The 20,262-nt window shown below is 63.2% G+C and carries 12 protein-coding genes; 9 read left to right on the top strand and 3 right to left on the bottom strand.

What is annotated here, in order from left to right; translation table 11 throughout:
* Positions 1-14: 14 nt before the first annotated feature.
* Positions 15-2,513, bottom strand: a complete 2,499-nt coding sequence (locus I41_RS26545; protein ID WP_168207173.1) for a hypothetical protein — start codon at positions 2,511-2,513, stop codon at positions 15-17.
* Between the two features lie 60 nt (positions 2,514-2,573).
* The gene (locus tag I41_RS26540) at positions 2,574-3,218 is read right to left on the bottom strand and encodes a PEP-CTERM sorting domain-containing protein (protein ID WP_145436149.1); all 645 of its coding nucleotides are present in this window, start codon (positions 3,216-3,218) and stop codon (positions 2,574-2,576) included.
* A 921-nt stretch (positions 3,219-4,139) separates the two neighbouring features.
* Between I41_RS26540 and I41_RS26535 the strand changes: the two genes are divergently transcribed.
* A complete protein-coding gene (locus tag I41_RS26535; RefSeq protein WP_145436147.1) occupies positions 4,140-4,769 on the top strand; it encodes a pyridoxamine 5'-phosphate oxidase family protein in 630 nt (209 codons plus the stop codon).
* Positions 4,770-4,815: 46 nt separating this feature from the next.
* Here I41_RS26535 and I41_RS26530 read toward each other — a convergent pair whose 3' ends face one another.
* On the bottom strand, positions 4,816-5,439 hold the full coding sequence (locus I41_RS26530) for a hypothetical protein (RefSeq protein WP_145436145.1): 624 nt from the start codon (positions 5,437-5,439) through the stop codon (positions 4,816-4,818).
* A 317-nt stretch (positions 5,440-5,756) separates the two neighbouring features.
* On the opposite strand from I41_RS26530, the gene carB reads away from it, so the two are divergent.
* The 8 genes from carB to I41_RS26490 all read left to right on the top strand — a co-directional run bounded on the left by carB (position 5,757) and on the right by I41_RS26490 (position 20,176).
* Positions 5,757-9,005, top strand: coding sequence for a carbamoyl-phosphate synthase large subunit (gene carB, locus I41_RS26525; RefSeq protein WP_145436143.1), 3,249 nt, complete (start codon positions 5,757-5,759; stop codon positions 9,003-9,005).
* 19 nt (positions 9,006-9,024) lie between these two features.
* On the top strand, positions 9,025-9,534 hold the full coding sequence (locus tag I41_RS26520) for a Uma2 family endonuclease (RefSeq protein WP_145436141.1): 510 nt from the start codon (positions 9,025-9,027) through the stop codon (positions 9,532-9,534).
* A gap of 67 nt (positions 9,535-9,601) precedes the next feature.
* The gene (locus tag I41_RS26515) at positions 9,602-10,315 is read left to right on the top strand and encodes a hypothetical protein (protein ID WP_145436138.1); all 714 of its coding nucleotides are present in this window, start codon (positions 9,602-9,604) and stop codon (positions 10,313-10,315) included.
* Positions 10,316-11,232: 917 nt separating this feature from the next.
* The gene (locus tag I41_RS26510) at positions 11,233-12,390 is read left to right on the top strand and encodes a KpsF/GutQ family sugar-phosphate isomerase (protein WP_246133761.1); all 1,158 of its coding nucleotides are present in this window, start codon (positions 11,233-11,235) and stop codon (positions 12,388-12,390) included.
* A 104-nt stretch (positions 12,391-12,494) separates the two neighbouring features.
* Positions 12,495-13,016, top strand: a complete 522-nt coding sequence (locus I41_RS26505) for a KdsC family phosphatase (RefSeq protein WP_145436136.1) — start codon at positions 12,495-12,497, stop codon at positions 13,014-13,016.
* Positions 13,017-13,063: 47 nt separating this feature from the next.
* Positions 13,064-13,468 carry a hypothetical protein gene (locus I41_RS26500; protein ID WP_145436134.1) on the top strand — a complete coding sequence of 135 codons (405 nt, stop codon included), beginning with the start codon at positions 13,064-13,066 and terminating at the stop codon, positions 13,466-13,468.
* Between the two features lie 121 nt (positions 13,469-13,589).
* The gene (locus tag I41_RS26495) at positions 13,590-16,640 is read left to right on the top strand and encodes a hypothetical protein (protein ID WP_145436132.1); all 3,051 of its coding nucleotides are present in this window, start codon (positions 13,590-13,592) and stop codon (positions 16,638-16,640) included.
* Between the two features lie 491 nt (positions 16,641-17,131).
* Positions 17,132-20,176 carry a dockerin type I domain-containing protein gene (locus I41_RS26490; RefSeq protein ID WP_145436130.1) on the top strand — a complete coding sequence of 1,015 codons (3,045 nt, stop codon included), beginning with the start codon at positions 17,132-17,134 and terminating at the stop codon, positions 20,174-20,176.
* The last annotated feature ends 86 nt before the right edge of the window (positions 20,177-20,262 follow it).

The raw sequence follows: 20,262 nt of genomic DNA, 5'->3' as shown, positions 1-20,262 counted from the left end.
ATAGGCGCCACGCATTAAGGTTCATCAGCGCGTAACAGCCAAACTTCGGCGATCTGGCATCCCCGTCCGGGACCGCCTCGCTCAGGGTTCGATTGCCACCGGAGCGTTAGCTCGCCGCCTGCCGTCGCTGCGGCTGGAACGTCGAACTCTACCGGCGCCACCGGCTGCGGCTTCGGCCGGAACGGATGGATCTCGATCTCACGCTCCGTCGGCGCCGACGAATCGTCTGACGCTACGGCGGACAACTTCACGGCAACGTCGAAGGACTCCCCCGCGTAAACGACGCGCACCTTGTAACGCGCGTGGGGGTCGAGGTTGTCGTAGTGCATCGTTACAGGCGTTGCATACAGGCCGTCGACGTGGGTGCACCACGAGCGGCGCCAGCGGGGATCGCTGCGGAAGCCGAGCGTGGGATGCGAGAGAAATCCAGGGTCGACCGGATAGAAGTCGTCGCGCACCAGGTGGGGTTGCGCAACTGGGTTCCCCAGGTCGTCGTAGAAGCCGCCAGGCCCGGGATCGGTCCAGTGCAGGATTTCGCCAATCGCTTCGAGCTTCGCTTGCTCACTGCTGAGCGCGCGAATCGCGGCAAATTTCCGCCTTAGCCAGCGCCGGTTGTTGAGCGGCACGTCGAGCTCGTCGAGGTTCGCACCGCGGTTGACGTCGATCGCTCCGTACTTCGCGACCGAAAGCTGCATACGAATGCTTTGGAACAAGGCTTCGGCCAACTCCTTGACGCGCGCGGCGAGCGCATCGTGCGGCGCCGGCGCCTCGGCGCGAGCGAGGATCGCCTCGGCCCTTGCCAGCGCTCCTTCTGCGCCGAGGGCTTCCGCCTGGATGAGCGCCTCCATGGCGGCCGCTTCCTGCGCCGTTTCCTCGACGAGCCGCGCCTGTTGGTAGGCGTCGTAATAGGCGCGATAGAGCGCCTGCTGGAAGCGCCAGTTTTGCCGCAGCGCCGGCGGAGCCGCTTGCTCGATCGCTTGGAACTGCTGGAGCGTCGTCAGCACTGTGCCGTTGGTGAGCAACGGCCCGCGCCAGTTTTGTTCGAGCGCCAACAGCCCGAGCGCGAAGTCGCTCCCCTGGTCGCTGCCGATGAAGTACCGGCCGTAGTCTTGTAGCGAGTCGATCGGCCGCGCCGCCGGATCCCAGCAGAGCTGGCTCCAGATCATCTTGTTGAGGTCGTCGTTGCACCCCTCGGAATAGGTGACGACGCCGACGGCGTGATCGCGATACTGCTTAAAGATCGTCGTCTCGTCGAGCGGCCGCGGGTTGATGATCTCGCGCCCCTCGGTCATCGCGTAGGCGACGTCCCAATCAGGCACGGGATACTCGCAGCGCATGCTGTGGGTGATGTCGGGATAGCCGCGGATCGCGAGGCGTCGCGGCAGCAGCTCGCGCAGCTTGGCCACGCTGACGCGCGTCTGCGGACCGTGAACGACGCCGGTGAGCCACGTGGGATCGGTGCGGAGGAAATCGATCAGGTCGTCGAACTGCGGCTGGGTGAGCCCCTGCAGCGAAACCCAGACCTGAGCGCCCGCGTGAAGCTCCTCAAGTTGAACGGCTTGTCGCTGAAGGAGCGCGACGAGTTGCTCGGGCGGTGCTTCGCCAGGATCGCCGAAGGGGAGGAAGATCGCATCGACGCGCGGCAGCTTCGAGAGGACGCCGCGCCATTCGGCGAGCCCGGCGGCGATCTCCGCTTCGGTCGCGTAGCTGGCGTCCATGGCCGGATACCAAAGCGAAACGTCGAGCCCGTAGTCGTCCGCAAGCTGCGACATGCCGACCATCATCTCCAGCGGCGGGCGCGGGAAGTGGGGACTGTCGGCGTCGTCGTCGGATCGTGGCGGAATCAACTCAATCGTATTGCAGCCGAACACCGTGAGATCGCGCAGGTACTGTTCCCACTGCGGCAGATCCCAGCCGTCGTAAGAGTTCGTCTTTGGTCGATAGCCGAGTTGATGTCCGCGAATCGGCATGGCCGGCGCGGCCGTCACCTCGAGCGGCGCGCGTAGGGCGAGGCGATCGCGCGTCATCTCCAGTGAACGCAACAGCTTGCCGACGCCAAACAAGACGCCTCGCTCGTCATTGCCGAGAACGAAGATGGTCGGCGAGCGGCCCGCCGACGTCTCCGTGACGATGCGGAACCCCTCGGCCGGCAGCGTCCCGCTGGACGCCCTCTCGTCCGCGACGGTGGCGTGAGCGGCGAGGGCTTTCGCCTGACCGACCGCAATGACCGCTTGTTGTTCGTCTTGCGGCCAGTCGCGAACGATCTCCAAACGCAGCCGCGTGCGCGCGGCGATCTCGTCGACCAGCAGGTGCACTGCCTTCGTTTCGGGGCCGGTGAGATCGGCGGGAGCGAAGACCTTAGCGCTCGTCAGATCAATGCCGACCGACTGGTCTGCATTCGCGTCGGCAGCGTCGCCCCAGGCTAAACCGGCGAGCCAGAGCCACGAGATCGCCCAAGCGGCCATGAACGCGCGTTGTCGTACGCGTACTTGATTCGTTACGCCGATCGCCATCTGGCCGCCCTCGTTGGTGAACGCTCTTGCGAGTATAGTCGGCCAACGACGGCGTCGGAATCACTCGCAACGAACCACAGCGCGACGGCGCACGCCGATTCGTGCACCTGCGATCGCACCGACGGCGGCTAGGGCCAAGGATGAAGGCTCGGGGACCGCCGACGCGTTGAACGTGAGCGTGTAGTCGAACGTGGTGTCGATGTCCTGGATCAATAGCGTGTAGGTCCCGCTGCTGAGGGGAATGGCGAACGGCGGATCGTTGGCGTGGTCTTGAATCTTGGCGAGCAGGTCGACTCCCCCCATCGAGCTGTCGAGGTGGGCCCAGCCCATCAGAAACGTGCCGGTGATGTTGAAGCCGAAGCCGTCGAGCCAGGGAGTTCCAGCCTGGAGACCGAAGAACGCCAGTGCGAACGGGTCGACGTTCTGGTAGTTCGTCACCGTGATCGAATCGAGCCGCAGTCCGGCCGGCAGGGTGAACGAGACCAAGTCGTAGTCGCCGGCGCCGGTATTGAAGTTCGTCCCCGCGGTTCCGGTGAGCGGATTGGCGCCGACGCCCAGGGCCCACGGCGTCGGCGACGCGGCAACGCCTGACAGATCACCGTCGACCGACTCGGTGTAGGAGGCGGCCCCAGCGGCGCCGGCGGAGCAGGCGATGGCCATGGCTGACAGCGCCAGGGCGCGGAGCGAACAGGCGGATACTCTCATCTCGTTCCTTAGCATGTGACATGTTCCGTGACGGGCGGCGTACCGCCTGACCGCCGGGGCGGCCGCCTGCTGACTCCTCTTACTGTAGTCGCCGTTGCAGGCTGAGCAACGATCGGATGCTTTTTGTCGCGTCGCGTCGTTCGCACGACAGAAGTCCTAAGTTTCGACCAGGGCGGGAGTTGTTGCGATTGTTAGCGTGGCGGAACGATGGGGTTCAAACGGGGCGGCGTCTATCGGCGAGTCGCTTGCTGTCGTGTCGTCCGGTGTCGCCTCGTGTGTTTTTGGCGACAGTGGCGGGGCGGGTGATTGGGAGTTGGTGAATCGGAGGAGTGGTGAGTCGCGCTGCTGCCGCTGCTGTCGCGTCGGCAGTGCACCTGTCGCTTGCTGTCGCGTCAGCTGTTTCTCGCGACAGTTTGACGCTCCCCCCACCGGCGCCTGCTGCTGAAAGGCGGCGATGTGGGCGCGCCGGGCTTTGCGTACGACGCCGACGTCGAGCTGGCGGCGCTGGAGATCAATGGGCTGTTCATCGATCGGGTCCCCGACTAGTACCCGTGACGCTTTGAGTTTCTCGCGAAGGCGCAAAGGCGCTAAGAAACGCAAAAAATGCAGGGCAAGCGATTCTTTGTTCTAGACGTCTTTCTGCGTTGAGAATCTGGGAGCCTTTGCGAGAGATATCAAGGTTCGCCCTTGGCGCGTGGACGGAAGTTCACGTTAGGGAAAGGCGCGGCCAATTTCAACGAAAAAGTCGGCAGGTTTATTTTGGGCTTTCTGAGCAAAATTTTGGCGGCATGGCCAGCTTTTGGGGAGGGAGTTGGAGGATATGGCGGGCATGCCCAGAGCGGCAGCAATTTTCATTCAGCTGCGATATGTTGAACGTGACCGCCCGCGAACACCATCTCAACTCTCCGGAATTGCCGTCACATGACCGCCAATCCATCGCCCAGTGATCGCGCCTATCCGAGCGACGTCGCCTTCACGCCGGCCGTGAAGTCGATTCAGGAGCAGAAGGGTTCGCGGGCGAGTTATGCGAGGATGGAGCGCGCGCGGGGCTGGGAGACGACCGTCACCGAGCAGCTGACGGAGTTCCTGTCGGGGCTTGATATGTTTTATCTGGGGACGGCCAACGCCCAGGGGCAACCCTACATTCAATACCGCGGAGGTTCGCCGGGGTTTCTGCGCGTCGTCGATGAGCAGACGCTGGGGTTTGCCGACTTCGGGGGGAATCGGCAGTACGTCACGCTGGGGAATCTGGCGGAGAACCCGCGGGCGTTCATCTTTCTGATGGACTACGCCAACAGCCAGCGGGTGAAGTTGTGGGGAACGGCGACGGCGGTCGAGGGGGATGCGGCGCTCGTGGAGCGGCTGCGCGACCCCGCTTATCCCGGCAATGTGGAGCGAGTGATACTGTTTAAGCTCGCCGCCTGGGACGTCAACTGCTCACAGCATATCCACCCGCGATTTTCGCAGCGGCAGTTGGCGCCGGCGATCGAGAGATTGCAGGGGCGGATTGCGGAGTTGGAAGCGGAAGTGGCGCGGCTGAGAGGAGAGTAGGCGGGAGCCGCTGGCCTTGGCGTCGCCGGGCACATCCGCGGGGTCTTCAGCGATCTGGCGGGGCGTCGCTGGCAAGCGACTCGGGCGTTGGCTCGCTGAGCGCGCGCTCGATCGTCTCTTGGCGGCGTTCGCGGCCGGAGTGGAGCAGGCGGTCGCGGATGTACCAGCCGGCGCCGATGGTGAGCACGGCCGCCAGCGCCATGAGCGCGTAGGGGAGCGCGGCCGCGACCCGTTGGATCACCGCGTAGCGGTCGAGCGATTGCTGCACCGCGAGCAGGGAGCGGCCGATCGCTTCTTTGGCGGCCAGCTCCTTAACGGCGAGGGGGCTTTCGGCGCGGCGGGATTGGACGGTGCCGCGGCCGTCTTGCGAGAGCCAGGCAAACGACGGGGTCGGCTTCAGCGCGGCGGCGTCTTTGACGAACGCGAGATGGGGGAGGAGCTCGCAGCCGTGCGATTCCCAGCGGCGGATGACGGCGGCGAAGCCGGGGTCGATCTGTTGGACGTGGTCGCACGACTGGCGGTCGACGGCGAGGGCGAGCCGGCCGTCGTCGCGGCACGTGCCCCAGGCAAACTGGTTCGCCAGCGCGCCCGCGAACTTTTGGAATTCGCGGACCTCATCCGCGGTCGGCTGCTTGCCGCGCGGGAAGACGACGTAGTGATAGGAGGACATGCATGGGCCTTTCCTCCCCCCGCGGACTAAGTTAATGAGTGCGCGCGATTGTTGACAAGTTTTCCCGAGAATTCCCGACGTTGATCGCGGATGACAGAATTGTCAGGGAGGTTGGGCCCCTTGAAGGGGGCTGATTCGGTGGGCTACGATGGGGCGATTTTACTCGCTTCGTGCGAGCTGAGCGGAGGACGACAGAGGGGCCGAACCCCGCGGCTCGCCGAATGAGAGCGGGGGCGAGGACGCCCCGACTCGCTGGACAGAATCGGCCCCGCTGACGCTCCGCCGCGTTCCCACCTTTAGCCAGAAGACATCCCGCCGTGCCCCGACGAGACGACATCAAACGCATCTTGCTGATTGGTTCCGGCCCCATTGTGATCGGGCAGGCTTGCGAGTTCGATTACTCCGGCACTCAGGCGTGCAAGGCGCTGCGCGAGGAGGGGTACGAGGTCATTCTGATCAACTCGAACCCCGCGACGATCATGACCGATCCGGCGACCGCCGACCGGACGTACATCGAGCCGCTCACTTGGGAGATCGTCGAGAAGGTGATCGAGAAGGAGCGGCCCGACGCGCTGCTGCCGACGCTGGGGGGGCAGACGGCGCTCAACCTGGCGATGGCGCTGGAGAAGCATGGCGTGCTCGAGAAGTACGGCGTCGAAATGATCGGCGCGAAGGCCGACGTCATCGACAAGGCCGAGAGCCGCGAACGGTTCAAGGCGGCGATGGCGAAGATCGGGCTCGGGACCTGCAATGGCGAGACGGTGACGACGATCGAGCAGGCGCGGGCGCTGGTGGAGAAGATCGGTCTGCCGGCGGTGGTGCGGCCGAGCTTCACGATGGGGGGCAGCGGCTCGGCGATCGCGTACAACCGGCACGAGTTCGACGAGCTGGTGCTCCGCGGGCTCGACATGTCGCCGACGACCCAGGTGCTGATCGAGGAATCGATCATCGGCTGGAAAGAGTACGAGATGGAGGTGATGCGCGACGTCGACGACAACGTCGTGATCATCTGCTCGATCGAAAACTTCGACCCCATGGGGGTCCACACGGGCGACTCGATTACCGTGGCGCCGGCGCAGACGCTCTCGGACAAAGAATATCAGCGGATGCGCGACGCCTCGCTGGCGGTGATTCGCGAGATCGGCGTCGAAACGGGCGGCTCGAACATTCAGTTCGCGATCAATCCGAAAGACGGGCGGATGATCGTCATCGAAATGAACCCGCGGGTGAGCCGTTCGAGCGCGCTGGCGTCGAAGGCGACCGGGTTCCCGATCGCGAAGATTGCCGCGAAGCTGGCGGTCGGGTACCGCCTGCACGAACTGCCTAACGATATTACGCGCGAGACGAAGGCCTGCTTCGAGCCGTCGATCGACTACGTCGTGACGAAGGCCCCACGGTTCGCCTTCGAAAAATTCCCCGAGGCCGACGACACGCTGATGACGCAGATGAAAAGCGTCGGCGAGACGATGGCGATCGGCAGCACGTTTAAGGAGTCGTTCCAGAAGGCGATGCGGGGGCTGGAGGTCGGCAGTTTTGGCTTTGGCTGCGACGGCAGCGATCTGTGGGGAACCGACGAGCAACCCGACGAGGCGGAGATTCGGGCGAAGCTCGCGCGGCCCTGCCCGCAGCGGGTGTGGCACATTCGCTACGCCTTCAAGATGGGGATGACCGTCAAGCAGATTTATGAACTGAGCGGCATCGATCCCTGGTTCCTCGACAATCTGCTGGAGATCGTCGAGACCGAAGAGACGCTGCGCGCGAGCGGCGAGTGGGAGTCGCTGCCCTTTGACGTGCTGCGGACGGCGAAGCGGTTCGGGTTCTCCGACCGGCAGCTGTCAGTCATTTTCAAGCGGTCCGAAATGGAGATTCGCAAGCGGCGGTTGGAGCTTGGCATTCGCGCCGTTTACAAGAGCGTTGACACCTGCGCCGCGGAGTTCGAAGCTTACACGCCGTACTACTATTCCACATACGAAACCGAAGACGAAGTGCCAGAGAAGGCGCCGGGCAAGAAGCGGATCATGATCCTCGGCGGCGGGCCGAACCGGATCGGCCAGGGGATCGAGTTCGACTACTGTTGCTGCCACGCGAGCTTCGCGCTGCGGGAGCTGGGCATCGAGTCGATTATGGTCAACTCGAACCCCGAGACGGTGAGCACCGACTACGACACGAGCGATCTGCTCTTCTTCGAGCCGCTCACCGTGGAAGATGTGCTCAACATCTGCGACCGCGTGCAGCCGGACGGGATCATCGTGCAGTTCGGCGGGCAGACGCCGCTCAACCTCGCTCGCGCGTTGAAGGACGCCGGGGCGCCGATCATCGGTACCAGCGTCGATGCGATCGAGGCGGCCGAGGATCGCGAGAAGTTCGCAGCGATGATCGAACGACTCGGCCTGCGCCAACCGGCCAACGGCATCGCCCGCAACATGAGCGAGGCGCGGGCCATCGCGGAGCGAATCGGTTATCCCGTGCTTGTGCGTCCGAGCTTTGTGCTGGGCGGTCGGGCGATGGAGATTTGCTACGACCAATCGCAGCTGGAGAAGTACGTCGTCGCGGCGTTCGTCGCGGCGCAGGGGCAGCCGGTACTGATCGACAGCTTCCTCGAAGGGGCGACCGAGGTCGACGTCGATGCCATCAGCGACGGTACGGACGTGATCGTCCCCGGCATCATGGAGCATATCGAAGAGGCGGGCGTTCACTCCGGCGACTCGGCGTGTGCGATTCCTCCCTACAGCCTACCCGGCCCGGTGGTGAAGGAGATCCGCGACGCGGCTGAGGCGCTCGCTCGCGACCTGAACGTCATCGGGTTGATGAACGTGCAGTTCGCGGTGAAGTGGGAGGACTCGAAGCCGATCGTTTACGTCATCGAAGTCAACCCGCGGGCGAGCCGGACGGTGCCGTTCGTGGCGAAGGCGACCGGCATGCCGGTGGCGAAGATTGCGGCGAAAGTGATGGCGGGCGTCAGCCTCAAGGAGCAGGGCGCCACGGAAGATCCGATCCCGCGGCATGTCTCGGTGAAGGAGAGCGTCTTCCCGTTCATCAAGTTCGCGGGCGTCGATATCGTCCTTGGCCCCGAGATGCGGTCGACCGGCGAAGTGATGGGGATCAGCGAGCGGTTCTCGATGGCGTTCGCGAAGAGCCAGCTCGCGGCGGGGACGGTGTTGCCGCACCAGGGGAATATCTTTGTGAGCGTCGCTGAGAAGGGGAAGCCGGCCGTGGTCGATCTGGCCAAGCGGCTGCACGACATCGGCTACAAGATTCTCGCGACCGACGGCACCGCGAAGGTCCTCGAAGCGGCCGACGTGCCGACGCGGCGCGTCAAGAAAATCAGCGAGGGGCATCCCAATTTACTTGATTTCCTCAGTGACGGCGAAGTGGCGCTGGTGATGAACACGCCGCGCGGCAAAGGCGCTCGGACCGACGAAGGTAAGATTCGCGCTGCGGCGGTGCAGGCGGGCGTGCCGTGCCTCACGACGATCGAAGCGGCGACGGCGGCCGTGCGGGCGATGGAAGCGCTGCGGCAGGAGACGATGCAGGTGGAGTCGCTGCAGGATCGGTTCGCGAAGTAAGCTTAAGGCAAACGCCAGCATGAGAGCGACGCTTTACACGCGGTCATCTGAGCTTGGCCCGTACCGAGCGGCCGCCTACTTCGAGCTGCCGGCAGAGACTCGCATCGAGCAGTTGCGAGGCGGGCTGGTTCCGATGGACGCGCTAACGGCCGATCTCACTATTTGTTGCGATGACGCCTACCGGGCGACAACGACGATCGTCCGTGATTGGCAAAGACGCACGCAAGCTCAGCGATACGAGGCTGGTCTTCCAGTCGTCACGCGACGGCAGCTGGTGATCGAAGTCAAGGCGCCCGGGCGGCGTCCTTCCCGTATAAGGCGGCTGCAACGATACGCGCAGTTAGGCGTCGAAGAGTACTGGTTCATCGACCCGTTCGAACGCTTTATGCTGTTCTATGTTCTTGATGCGGGCGCGTACGTTGTGCAGACGGGCGTCGACAATCGCTATCAATCGCCGCGTTTGCCGGAAGTGAGCATCGACTTGGCGAGTTTCTGGAAGGAAGTGGCGGTGCGGTTGCCAAACGGCTAGGCTTGCCTCACATGCCGAGCGAAGATTCTCCTCTCACGCCGCCGCTTCGCATTCACCATCTATTCCTGTGGATGACGATGCTGGCGCTCGTTGGAACGTGGCGACTGTGGCGCTCAACGACTACATAGACGGCATTCCCGCCGCCTATCGATCGTCGAACAGTGCGGCCGACATGCTCCGGATCTCGGTCGTTCAGACCGTCGCCTGTGGCGGGATGATCGCGATCACGCTATTGGGCATCGGGTGGAAGTGGCGGAACAAACGCTGGCGGTGGCCGCCGGGGCTGTGGCTTGCCGCCTACGGCATGGTCGAGTTCGTCGACCAGTTTGTAAAAACGCTGCCTTATTGGCTGAGCGATCACGTTGACCACAGCGTCCACCACATTCCCATCTATCGCGACTTCGCTTACGAATTGACAGGCGCGGCAGCACTCGGTTGGATCGCGATCCGAACGCCGTTCCCCCGGCGTTGGCGAGCTGCCTTCGGAATGCTCGCCTTGCGCTGGCTGCTTTATGCTACGTGTGCCGGCGGGCTGATTATTTCGACGTTCTTTCCGCCAAGCGAACCGCAAGCAGTGGGCGATTGGTACTGGAACATTGCGAGCGCTGCACGCTATGCCTACTTTGCAGGAGTGGCTGCCGTGATCGTGGCGGCGATCTTCGATCTATGCAGGTCGGGACGGCAAGGGTGGGCTCATTGGGCTGGCGTACTGCTGTGGCTACTGTATGTGTTGGCGATCAACGTCATCCCGTCGGTGCTAGCCTCATACGGCTACTTCTGATCAACGCGTGACGATGTTTTAGAGCGCTGCGAGACGCGCGGTGCGAGCACCGCGGCTAAATATTTCTTGCAGCAGGCAGCGTTTGATAGCGCTGCGAAACGTTGCGGCTTTGAGACTCGCTGCTAGCAAGAGCATCTAGCGCGACACAACATTTTCCGTCTTGCAAACCGCCCTCACGCCACACGCTGCGGCTTGCATTTTCTTTAGCGGCGCACAGGAACGGGGACTGGTTTGGGCCCGACGATCGCGCGGCGGACGGCGTCGAAAAACTTTTTTAGAAGTCGCTCAAAGTGCTGTTGACCGGTTCTCGGCATCGCCCTATTCTCCCCCCACACACGACGGACATACGACCGCGAGCAACAACTCAAGAGGCATGGAAGCCGCGAAAGTTTTGCCCTTTCAGGAAACTTCAAATCTTCCTACTCTTCGCCGACGGTCGTCCGACAGGAAGTCGATCAGTCACCATCATACACACAAGGAACACGTGAGCGGGTCGATAGAAAGCGGCGAGACGACGGTTTCGCTGACTTCGACCTTCGCAGCGGCGCCGCGCAGCACGGAAGCTTCGCCCCGCTTCGAATCACTCCCCCCGACGTTTCGAGCCCGACACATCTCGATTCGTCCGCCCAGGCGCGCAAGCGTGATTGCGTCCAATCGCTCCCGGAAAGGTTTCCGCGTCCTTTGCCCCCCTGGGACGTGAGCTTTTCTGGGAGCTTTTTTTATGCGCCCGCTGAAGCGGGCTGGTGATAGGTGAGTGGGTGTTTAGGTGAGTAAGTGGAGATAGCAATTCTTCTTCAACTACTCACTTAAACACTTACTCCTCACCCTTCTACACTCGCCTACTCGCTTACTCACCCTTCTACTACAATCCGCTCCCTGCCCCCGACCATTCTACGCACGTCAAGGAAGACGGTTCGATGATGAGGGACGCCGCCGCAAGGAAGCGGCCGATTGAAGCAACGCGCGAAGCCGACGCCCTCGCCTATGGCCGCGAGGTGATTCGGGCCGAGGCCCAGGCCCTCGAAGGAGTTGCGGCGCGGCTGGACGACAGCTTTCTCGACGCGGTCGCGCTCATTCGCGAATGCCGCGGCGCGGTGATCGTCACCGGCATCGGCAAGGCCGGCATGATTGGCCAGAAGCTGACCGCGACGTTCGCCTCGACTGGCGCGCGGGCGCACTTCTTGCATCCGGCCGAAGCGTTTCACGGCGATCTCGGTCGAGTTCATGCGGACGACGTCGTGCTCGCGCTGTCTCAAAGCGGCGAGTCGAGCGAAGTCGTGCAGTTGCTGCCGGCGCTTCGCCAGTTCGGCGTGAAGATCATCGCCGTCACGGCGCATCATTCCAGTTCGCTCGGCCGGGCGGCGGCGGTGGTGCTGCCGCTGGGGAAACTTGAAGAGGCCTGTTCGCTCGGCCTGGCGCCGAGCACCAGCACCACGGCGATGCTCGCGCTGGGCGATGCGCTCGCGCTGGCGGTGAGCCGACAACGAGGCTTCCGGCCCGAAGATTTCGCCCGCTTCCATCCGGGCGGTGCGCTGGGACTGAAGCTGAGCGCGGTGGACGATCACATGCGCGATTTGGCCGAATGCCGGGTCGCCCGCGCGAACCAATCGATCCGTGAAGTTCTCGTCACGAGTACCCGGCCGGGGCGTCGCAGCGGCGCCATCATGCTGCTCGACGACGGCGGCCGCCTGGCGGGGCTGTTTACCGACAGCGATCTCGCCCGGCTGATCGAACGGCGCAGCGACGCCGCGCTCGATCGGGCGATCAGCGAAGTCATGATCAAGTCGCCGACGACCGTCTGCTCGGGCGAGCGGATGACCGCGGCGCTGGAGATTTTGACCGAGCGGAAGTTTAGCGAGTTACCGGTGGTCGACGAGCAAGGCAAACCGGTCGGCATGATCGACGTGACCGACGTCGTGGGGATGCTCCCCGCGCGTGCGAAGGAGAGTGAAATGCAAGTGCAAACGTACGAAGAATGCGATTGGGACGTGCCGATCGTGCGGCTGTTCCCCGGCGAGGAAGAGGAGCCGCAAGAATTTTGTTGGCCGTTCGACGAGTTGCCGGAAACGGACTGATGGAGGAGTGAGTAGGTGTTTAGGTGAGGAAGGGATAAGAAAAACATTGTCCTCATCAGTTTACTTACTCACTTAGACACCTACTCACCTACGCACTTCCCCCCATGAAGCTCGCTCAACGTTGCGCCGCGATTCGCCTGTTGCTGACCGACGTCGACGGCGTGTTGACGGACGGCGGCGTGATTCTCGACAACCAGGGGGTCGAGACGAAGTGCTTCAATATTCGCGACGGGCTGGCGATTCGGCTGTGGCAGCAGGCGGGCGGGAAGTCGGGCGTGGTGACGGGGCGGAGCTCGCAGATCGTCAAATTGCGCGCGGCTGAGCTCGACTTCAACGTCGTGCGGCAAGGAGTGAAGGATAAGCTGCCCGAGGTGCGCGAAATTGCCGCCTCGCTGGGGCTACAGCCGGAACAGATTGCCTACGTCGGCGACGACTTGCCCGACGTGCCGACGATTCGCTTTGCGGGGCTGGGAATTGCAGTAGGCGACGCCCCGGAAGAGGTTCGCGAGGCGGCCGACTATGTCACGAGCGTAGCCGGCGGCAAAGGCGCCATTCGCGAAGTGGTGGAGCTGATCCTGAAAAATACCGGGCAGTGGGACGACGTGATCCGGAAATACATCGCATAAACCCGCGACCGGTGGTCGCGGGGATTTGGTTGTGGAGGGAACCGCAGATGAACGCTGATCAACGCGGATGGATGCGAGTGATCATTGCGTCGATGCTATTTGCGATGCCAACGACGACGCAATGCACGACGGCGGAAGAAGTGACTTACGCGCTTGCCAGCGACATTGAGCAAAAATTCCCGGAATCTGATGCGACCACCGACGATGAGGCGATATTAAACTCCATTTTGCCGTTCACTCGTTACATAAGCGAGCGGGGGCTATGCGCCGTGCGGTCCCGCGTTCATTTAGATTTGAATCCCACTCCTTGGCGGCCGGCAACGCTGGTTGAAGCCTTGATTGAGGAGGGATTTCCCAAGGGCGAGTCGACCAACGTCGTGACGCACCATGACGATTCCTACTTGTTAGCCGAAAAAAACTTCACGTTCGGCGGAATGAAGTTCAGTCGCTGAGGAGCGTTGCTTCTTCCCGCTCGCTGGTGATAGCTGAAAAGGCGCGTCCGGGGGCGGGACGCCCCGGCTCGCATCTTACCGAGTCCTGATTCCTCACTCCTGATTCCTCACTCCTGATTTCATGCTCACCCGCCTCACGCATGCTGCGATTGCCTTTGCCGTGACGGCGGCGGTCTATCAGGCGTATGTGCTGGCGGTGGCGCCGTTCGTCGAGCCGGCCTGGCGGGCGGACCAAGCGGCGCACATGGACCAGAGCGATCTGGTGGTGACGCCCGTCGAAGCGCTCCACCGTTATCGCGATCTCTTGTCGGCGTATTTTCCGCCGACGCACTGGTGCTTCGCCGAACCGCCCAAAGCGCTCGACAACGGCCAAGCGCTGATCATCTTCAATAACGAAGAGAAGACGGCCAGCGGCGAGATGACGATTCCGCAGTGCGCGGTGATCTTCTTTCCCACCCCCCGCCAGGCTGGCGGCGAGCCGCCCCGCGACGCCATCATTCTCGAATCGACCAACGGGGCGATTTTGCAGATGGAGGCCGAGGCGAGCGGCTTCGGCTTCGGCAAGGTGCAGCATGGAACGCTGCAGGGCGACGTCACGATTCGCAGCGACATGCGCGAACCAGGGCCGCGGGACGATTTGCTGCTAACAACGCAACAGCTGACGATCAACGAAGACGGCATTCACACGCTGAGCACGGTGGACATGCGGTTGGGGCCGCACCAAGGGTATGGTCGCGAACTTGAGATTCGCTTCATGAAGTCGCAGGGCTCCAGCGGCATCGGATTCGGCGGCCTGTATGGAAAGTTTGAGGAGTTGACGCTGAAGCACGACGTGGCCGTCAAGGTTTCGCCGAAGAACATGAGCTTTTTCGGCCAACCGAGCCCCGAGGCGACGGCCGCTGCCGCCGCGGGTCCGCCGGCGCCGCCGATTCACATCCGCAGCGTCGGTCCGTTCCGCATCGACTTCGTCGGCGAACTGGCGAGCTTCAGCGACCAGGTGATGGTGCGGCAGACGCAGCCAGACGGCAAACGGGACGAGATGCAGGCCGCCGAGCTGAAGCTATTTTTTACGCGCTCGTCGAAATGGAATGCTGGCGACGACGGGGCAACCGGCGGCGCGACGGAGTCGATGGCGTTCGAGCCGGCGTCGATCGAGGCGCTCGGCGCGCCGGTCGTGCTGACGGCGCAGTCGCACGACGCGGCGGCGCGCGGTGGGCGTTTGTGGATCGAACTGGGACCGCAACGGCTCATTTTGGAGCAAGGCGAGGAAGTTGTTCTGGAGTACCAGGGAGCGGAAGTTCACGCGCCGATGGTTGAGTACCAGCTGCCGCCGAGAGGTTCAGGAAGACAGGTCGGCACCATGGCGGCGCGCGGCGCCGGTTGGATGAGAGCCGTCGTTGATCCCGCGCAGCCCGCCCAGGTTCTGGAAGTGCGGTGGACCGACGCGATGAACCTTGAGCGGCAGGCCGACAAGCCGGTGCTGAGACTCGATGGCCGGCCGCGCGTGAGTCTTGCCGGCTCGGGGACCATGTGGGCCGACCGCCTGGATGTTTACTTGCGAGAATCTGCGAACGTTTCCCCGACCGGACAGGGCGGCGGACCACCGCTGGCGGGCTCGGTGCTGCCTGAGCTGATTAAGGCGATGGGTCGCGTCGCGATCGAATCGCCGCAACTTAATGGCAAAGTCAACCAGCTAGAAGTGAAGTTCGACCACGGCGATCGTCCGACGAGTGGTGACGGCGTCGCGCACGGACAGATTGCGGCCGTGCCGATCAGCACGGGCGGCGGCGCCGCCTCGGCTAATCCGCTGGCGCTGTTCAACGGTCCGACCGGGGCGTCGAACGGCAAGGCGTACAACATCGAGGGGGTGACGCTGAATCTCGACGTCGCGATGCGCGGCAAGTCGGGCGACGTTCGCGGCATCAGCGTCGATGGCGCCGTGGTGTTCAAGGAAGCGTCGGCCACCGCGCCCGGCGTGCCGCCGATGCAAATCGAGGCGGAACATCTGAAGGTCACCGACGCCGACACGCCGAACGCGAGAATCGAAATCAGCGGCGCCGGCGGGCAAAATGGGTTGCCGCACCAGATTGCCGAGCTTACGGGGCAGGGGGCTAAGCTACGCGTCCCGGCCATCTCGCTGCAGCGCGGAACGAGCGAAGCAGTCGTGAACGCTCCGGGCGAGGTGCAGTTGTTGGTTGATCGCGACATGGCGGGCAATCCGCTGGCGCGGCCCGAGCCGCTGACAATTACCTGGCTCAAGTCGATGCAACTTCACGGCCGCGAGCTCACGTTCTCTGGCGACGTTCGCGTGCAGCATGAATCGGGCTGGCTCAACACGCGCAAGCTGGTGATCGTGACCGTGGCGCCGGTCAGCTTCGACGGCGGCGGGCAGAATCCGCAGGTTGAACTGCTGCAATGCGAGCAGGGAGTCGTGGCGGAATTTGAGCAGCGCGACGTCTCCGGCGTGCAGTCGCGGCAACATTTAGAGTTGCAATCGCTGCAGGTGAACCAGATCACCGGCGAAATCCGCGGCGACGGACCAGGGAAAATCGACTCGGTCCATCTCGCCAAGGGCGCCGGCGCCTTCATGGCGCCCCCGGGCGGGGCCGCGGCGGCTCCGGCGGCGCCGCGTTTGATGAACGAAGAGGTGAAGCTGCGACATCTGCACGTCGACTTCGTGCGCGGCGTAGGGGGCAATCTCCATACGAAGACGGTGAACGTCATCGGCAACGTCGAAGCGGTCTATGGACCGGTCGAGTCGTGGGAACAACGACTGGCGATGTCGCCGGGCGGCGATCCGGGCCCCGATACGATCTGGATCACCTGCGATCAGTTGGGAGTGACGGAAAGCCCCATGGCACGCGTCGACGGCGCCAACGCCCGCCAGGTCGAGCTCAACGCCGTGGGGAACGTGGTGATCGAGGGACAGGACAAGCAGCAAAAGATGTTCAACGCCACGGGCGGCCGCGCGACATTCGATCAATCGAAAGGGCTGTTCATTCTGGAAGGGAGCGACACGGGACCGGCGACCATTACGCAGCAAGATTATCTCGGCGCCCCGATGTCGCCGCAGTCGGCGCAGCGGATGCAATTCAACCAGAACACCGGCATCGTCGAAATCCAGGGTCTCCACCGCGGGTCGTTCAATCAGAGCGGTGCGCCGACGAAATAGGCGCGCCCCAAGGCCGGACGCTGAGCCGCCTGTGGCCATCGCCGTTTGCGGATCGGCGATTATCTGTTTTGCGTCGGGGATTCGCGATTTAGCGCATTGAAGCGCGAGATCGCCGCTTCTTTGCATGGGGCGCCCGCCCTCCTTCGCTCGCAACCCGATGCCGCGAAGCAGCGCAGCCGACTCAAAAATCTCCCCCCATCTCCCTATTTTGCCTCGCCTGACTTGAAGTCATGGAATCGCGGGCGTCCTGGGAACCGATTCGTCGTTTCCGAATCCTAAACCTTGCGCCTTAAACAAGATTGATCGGTCGCGAACGAAGTCATGCTGCCGTGACTCGATTTTTGGATCGGCGATGGCCAGGAGGCCTGATCGGCGCCGCTTGGGCGCCTCTCAGAACGCCTTGAATTGCGAGTGCGAAGGAATTTATCCGATTCTTTGCATCTGGAGCGCCGCTAGCGCACAATACACGCGACTTTTATTGGAGGGATTCCATGCCTATCCGACGCTTCTTGTCGCTTTTGTCTGCCGGCGCGTGTGCTGGCCTCTTGATGGTTGAGTTCGCTGAGACTGCGAACGCTTACGCCACGGATGCTCGCTGGACGTGGACCGCGACGGACGGTCCGACCGGCGCGCAAGGAACGGCGATTTCGCTCACCTGGAGCATCGTTCCCGATGGAACGCAGGTTCCGGACGAGTTCGATGGCTATGCGCCGAGCGGGTTAGTTGGATTTCTGGATGATCTCATTGGCGCGGGCCCTGGCGGCGACGACTACACGCAGCGTCCCTGGTTCACCTACTTCGAGCAGTCGTACCAGCGATTGGGTGCGCTTTCGGGTCTGACGTTCACGTACGAACCGCATGACGACGGCGTACGTCATGACCGGGGCAACAGCGTCCAGGGGGCGCTCGGCGTCCGCGGCGATATCCGCGTGGGGTCGAGCGTGTTCGATCCGCAGTCGAGCGTGCTGGCCTTCAACTACTACCCGCGCTACGGCGGGGATATGGTGATCAACCCCAACCAGGGAGTGTTTTTCAGCGACCCCGACAACAACTATCGGGTGTTCCGCAACATAGTGATGCACGAGACGATGCACGGGCTCGGAATTCGGCACGTGGAATCCTCCGACGGCGCGTTCCTCATCGAGCCCTTCCTTAACAAGACCTTCGATGGCCCGCAGCTCGACGACATTTTGTCGCTGCAGCGAAACTACGGCGACATTTACGAGAAGGGGGGAGGGAATAATTCGGCGGCCACGGCGACTCAGCTGGGAACGCTGACGAACGTCCCGCGCAAGATCGGCGGCCTGGGGGGAAGCACCGTCGTCGCTGGCGACGAAGTCGATTTCTTGAGCATCGACGACGATTCGGACACGGACTTTTTCAGCTTTACGATCACCCAGCGCTCGGATATTACGCTAAACGTCGACCCGGTGGGAAAGACCTACAAGGTTGGGCCTCAAGGAGGAGAAGAGGGACCGCTGAACACGTTGACGCTGAACAATTTGTCGCTCGCGCTGATCGGCGTCAACGGCGTCAGCGTGCTGAATTCGACCAACGCCAATGGCGTCGGCCTGGGCGAAACGCTGAGTTACCAGATTGATCCCGGTACGTATTACGCCCGGGTACGCGGCACGCTGAACGACATTCAACTCTACGGGCTTACGGTGACCGCCTCGCCGGTGGCGGCCGGGACGCTTCTTTGGAAAGGTAACGTTAGCAGTGCGTGGGATGTGGGCGTGACGTCGAACTTTACGAACAACGGCGCCGCCGCCAAGTTCTTCACCGACGTGGCGGTGGAGTTCGACGACACGGCGACTAGCAAAGAGGTGTCGCTTGCGCAGAACGTGTCGCCCTTCAGCACGAAGGTGACGACTGCCGGAGCCTACAAGTTCGCTGGCCCCGGCGGCATCCAGACAGGCGGCCTGACGGTTGACGGCGGCGGCGTGGTGGAACTGGCCAACACGAACAATTCGTACGATGGTCCGACGACGGTCAACTCCGGGACGCTCAAAATCACCGGCAACGCGAATGAAATGGAGAGCCCGATCGAGGTGAAGACCGGCGCGAAGCTGATTCTCGATTCGGTCGATGCCGCGACAATGGACAGCCCGATCACGATTCGCGAAGGAGCCGAACTGCAAGTCGGCTCGGCCGCGACGACCTCGAACACGCTGGCCGACGTTCATCCCGGCATCGCGAACGCCGGGACCATGCGCGTACTCGATGCGGAGGAGATTAATCACGTTACTGGAGCCGGCGCCGTGATTCTCGAAAGCGAGGACTCGGTCTTGTCCGACAATCTGGGATTTGACGGACCCCTGACGGTGCGCAGCGGAGCGAGCGCGACGATTGTGAACGCCGCGGCCTTCGGCTCAAATTTTGGCGCGACGACCGTCGAGAGCGGGGGCAGCGTGAGGTTTGCCGGCAATGTGACGACCGGCGAACCGGTGGCGCTCGCCGGCGACGGCGGCGGGGCAGGGGCACTGCAGGTCGCCGCGAATCAGCAAGTGACGCTGACCGGGCCGGTGAGCATTGATGCCGCGTCGACGCGGATTCAGGTAGATTCGGCGGCGGCATTGTCGATCAACGCTGGGTTGGATGCGTCGTCGGCCGTGGCGCCGCTGCAACTAGCAGCGCTCGACGGCGGCCAGCTGAATTTGCCGGGCGGCGTGAAGACTGGCGCCGGGCTGGTGAAAACCGGGGCCGGCGCCGCCACGATCGGCGGCGACGTCGTGCTGAGCGGCGAGACGGAGGTGGCCGCGGGGAAGCTGACGCTGATGGGACCTAACCAGCTCGCCAACGCTTTCGACGTCGCGGCGGGAGCGACGCTGGTTGTGACGGGCGCTCACACGTTTGCTCCCACGGCACGCCTCACGGGCAATGGACTGGTGCAAGGAACGTTTAACTTCCCCGGGCACATCGCTCCCGGCGCGTCGTCGGGCGGCATGGCGATTGAGGGGAATTTGGCGCTGGCCGGAACCTTGGAGATCGAGATCGGCGGCGACACGCCGCTGATTGATTACGACCAACTCCACATCATTGGAGCGGGCGTACTTGGTGGCGAGTTGGAGGTTTCGCTTGTGAATGACTTTACCCCGGACTTCGGCGACGCCTTCACCATATTGACGGGAACGAAGCCGCTGAGCTCGACGTTCAGTTCGCTGATTCTGCCCTCGCTCACCGGCGGCCTGGGTTGGAACATCAGCTACCTGACGAACTCGGTGCGACTCTCGGTGATTTCGATCGGCCTGACGCTGCCGTCGGACTTTAACAGCGATGGCTTTGTCGATTCGGGCGATTTAAGCGTATGGCGCAGCAACTTTGCGATTGCCGCCAATGCGAACCGAAATCAGGGCGACGCCGACGGCGATGGCGCCGTGACAGGGGCTGACTTCCTGTCCTGGCAACGACAGGCGGGGGGCGGCGGCGGGGCCGTCGCAGCAGTAGCGGCCGTGCCGGAACCAGCCACGACGTCGCTAGGCTTGGCAGCCCTGCTCGTGATGGCGTCGCCGCGCATGCGTCGTCGCCGGGTCTAACCAAGCGCATTTCCCCCTGAATTAAGATTGCGGGAACCCGTTTCCATCGAAGCGTCGCCGGAGACTTCGGGTATACTGGGCAACAT

The organism is Lacipirellula limnantheis (assembly GCF_007746075.1).
GTDB classification, from domain to species: Bacteria; Planctomycetota; Planctomycetia; order Pirellulales; family Lacipirellulaceae; genus Lacipirellula; species Lacipirellula limnantheis.
The sequence above is the reverse complement of the archived record's forward strand: the minus strand, read 5'-3'. Positions and strand labels throughout refer to the sequence as shown.

Bases quoted from the DNA above. Each gene is read 5' to 3' on its own strand.
- I41_RS26545 (WP_168207173.1), bottom strand. From the start codon at position 2,513: ATGGCGATCGGCGTAACGAATCAAGTACGCGTACGACAACGCGCGTTC.
- I41_RS26540 (WP_145436149.1), bottom strand. From the start codon at position 3,218: ATGAGAGTATCCGCCTGTTCGCTCCGCGCCCTGGCGCTGTCAGCCATG.
- I41_RS26535 (WP_145436147.1), top strand. From the start codon at position 4,140: ATGACCGCCAATCCATCGCCCAGTGATCGCGCCTATCCGAGCGACGTC.
- I41_RS26530 (WP_145436145.1), bottom strand. From the start codon at position 5,439: ATGTCCTCCTATCACTACGTCGTCTTCCCGCGCGGCAAGCAGCCGACC.
- I41_RS26520 (WP_145436141.1), top strand. From the start codon at position 9,025: ATGAGAGCGACGCTTTACACGCGGTCATCTGAGCTTGGCCCGTACCGA.
- I41_RS26510 (WP_246133761.1), top strand. From the start codon at position 11,233: ATGATGAGGGACGCCGCCGCAAGGAAGCGGCCGATTGAAGCAACGCGC.
- I41_RS26505 (WP_145436136.1), top strand. From the start codon at position 12,495: ATGAAGCTCGCTCAACGTTGCGCCGCGATTCGCCTGTTGCTGACCGAC.
- I41_RS26500 (WP_145436134.1), top strand. From the start codon at position 13,064: ATGAACGCTGATCAACGCGGATGGATGCGAGTGATCATTGCGTCGATG.
- I41_RS26495 (WP_145436132.1), top strand. From the start codon at position 13,590: ATGCTCACCCGCCTCACGCATGCTGCGATTGCCTTTGCCGTGACGGCG.
- I41_RS26490 (WP_145436130.1), top strand. From the start codon at position 17,132: ATGCCTATCCGACGCTTCTTGTCGCTTTTGTCTGCCGGCGCGTGTGCT.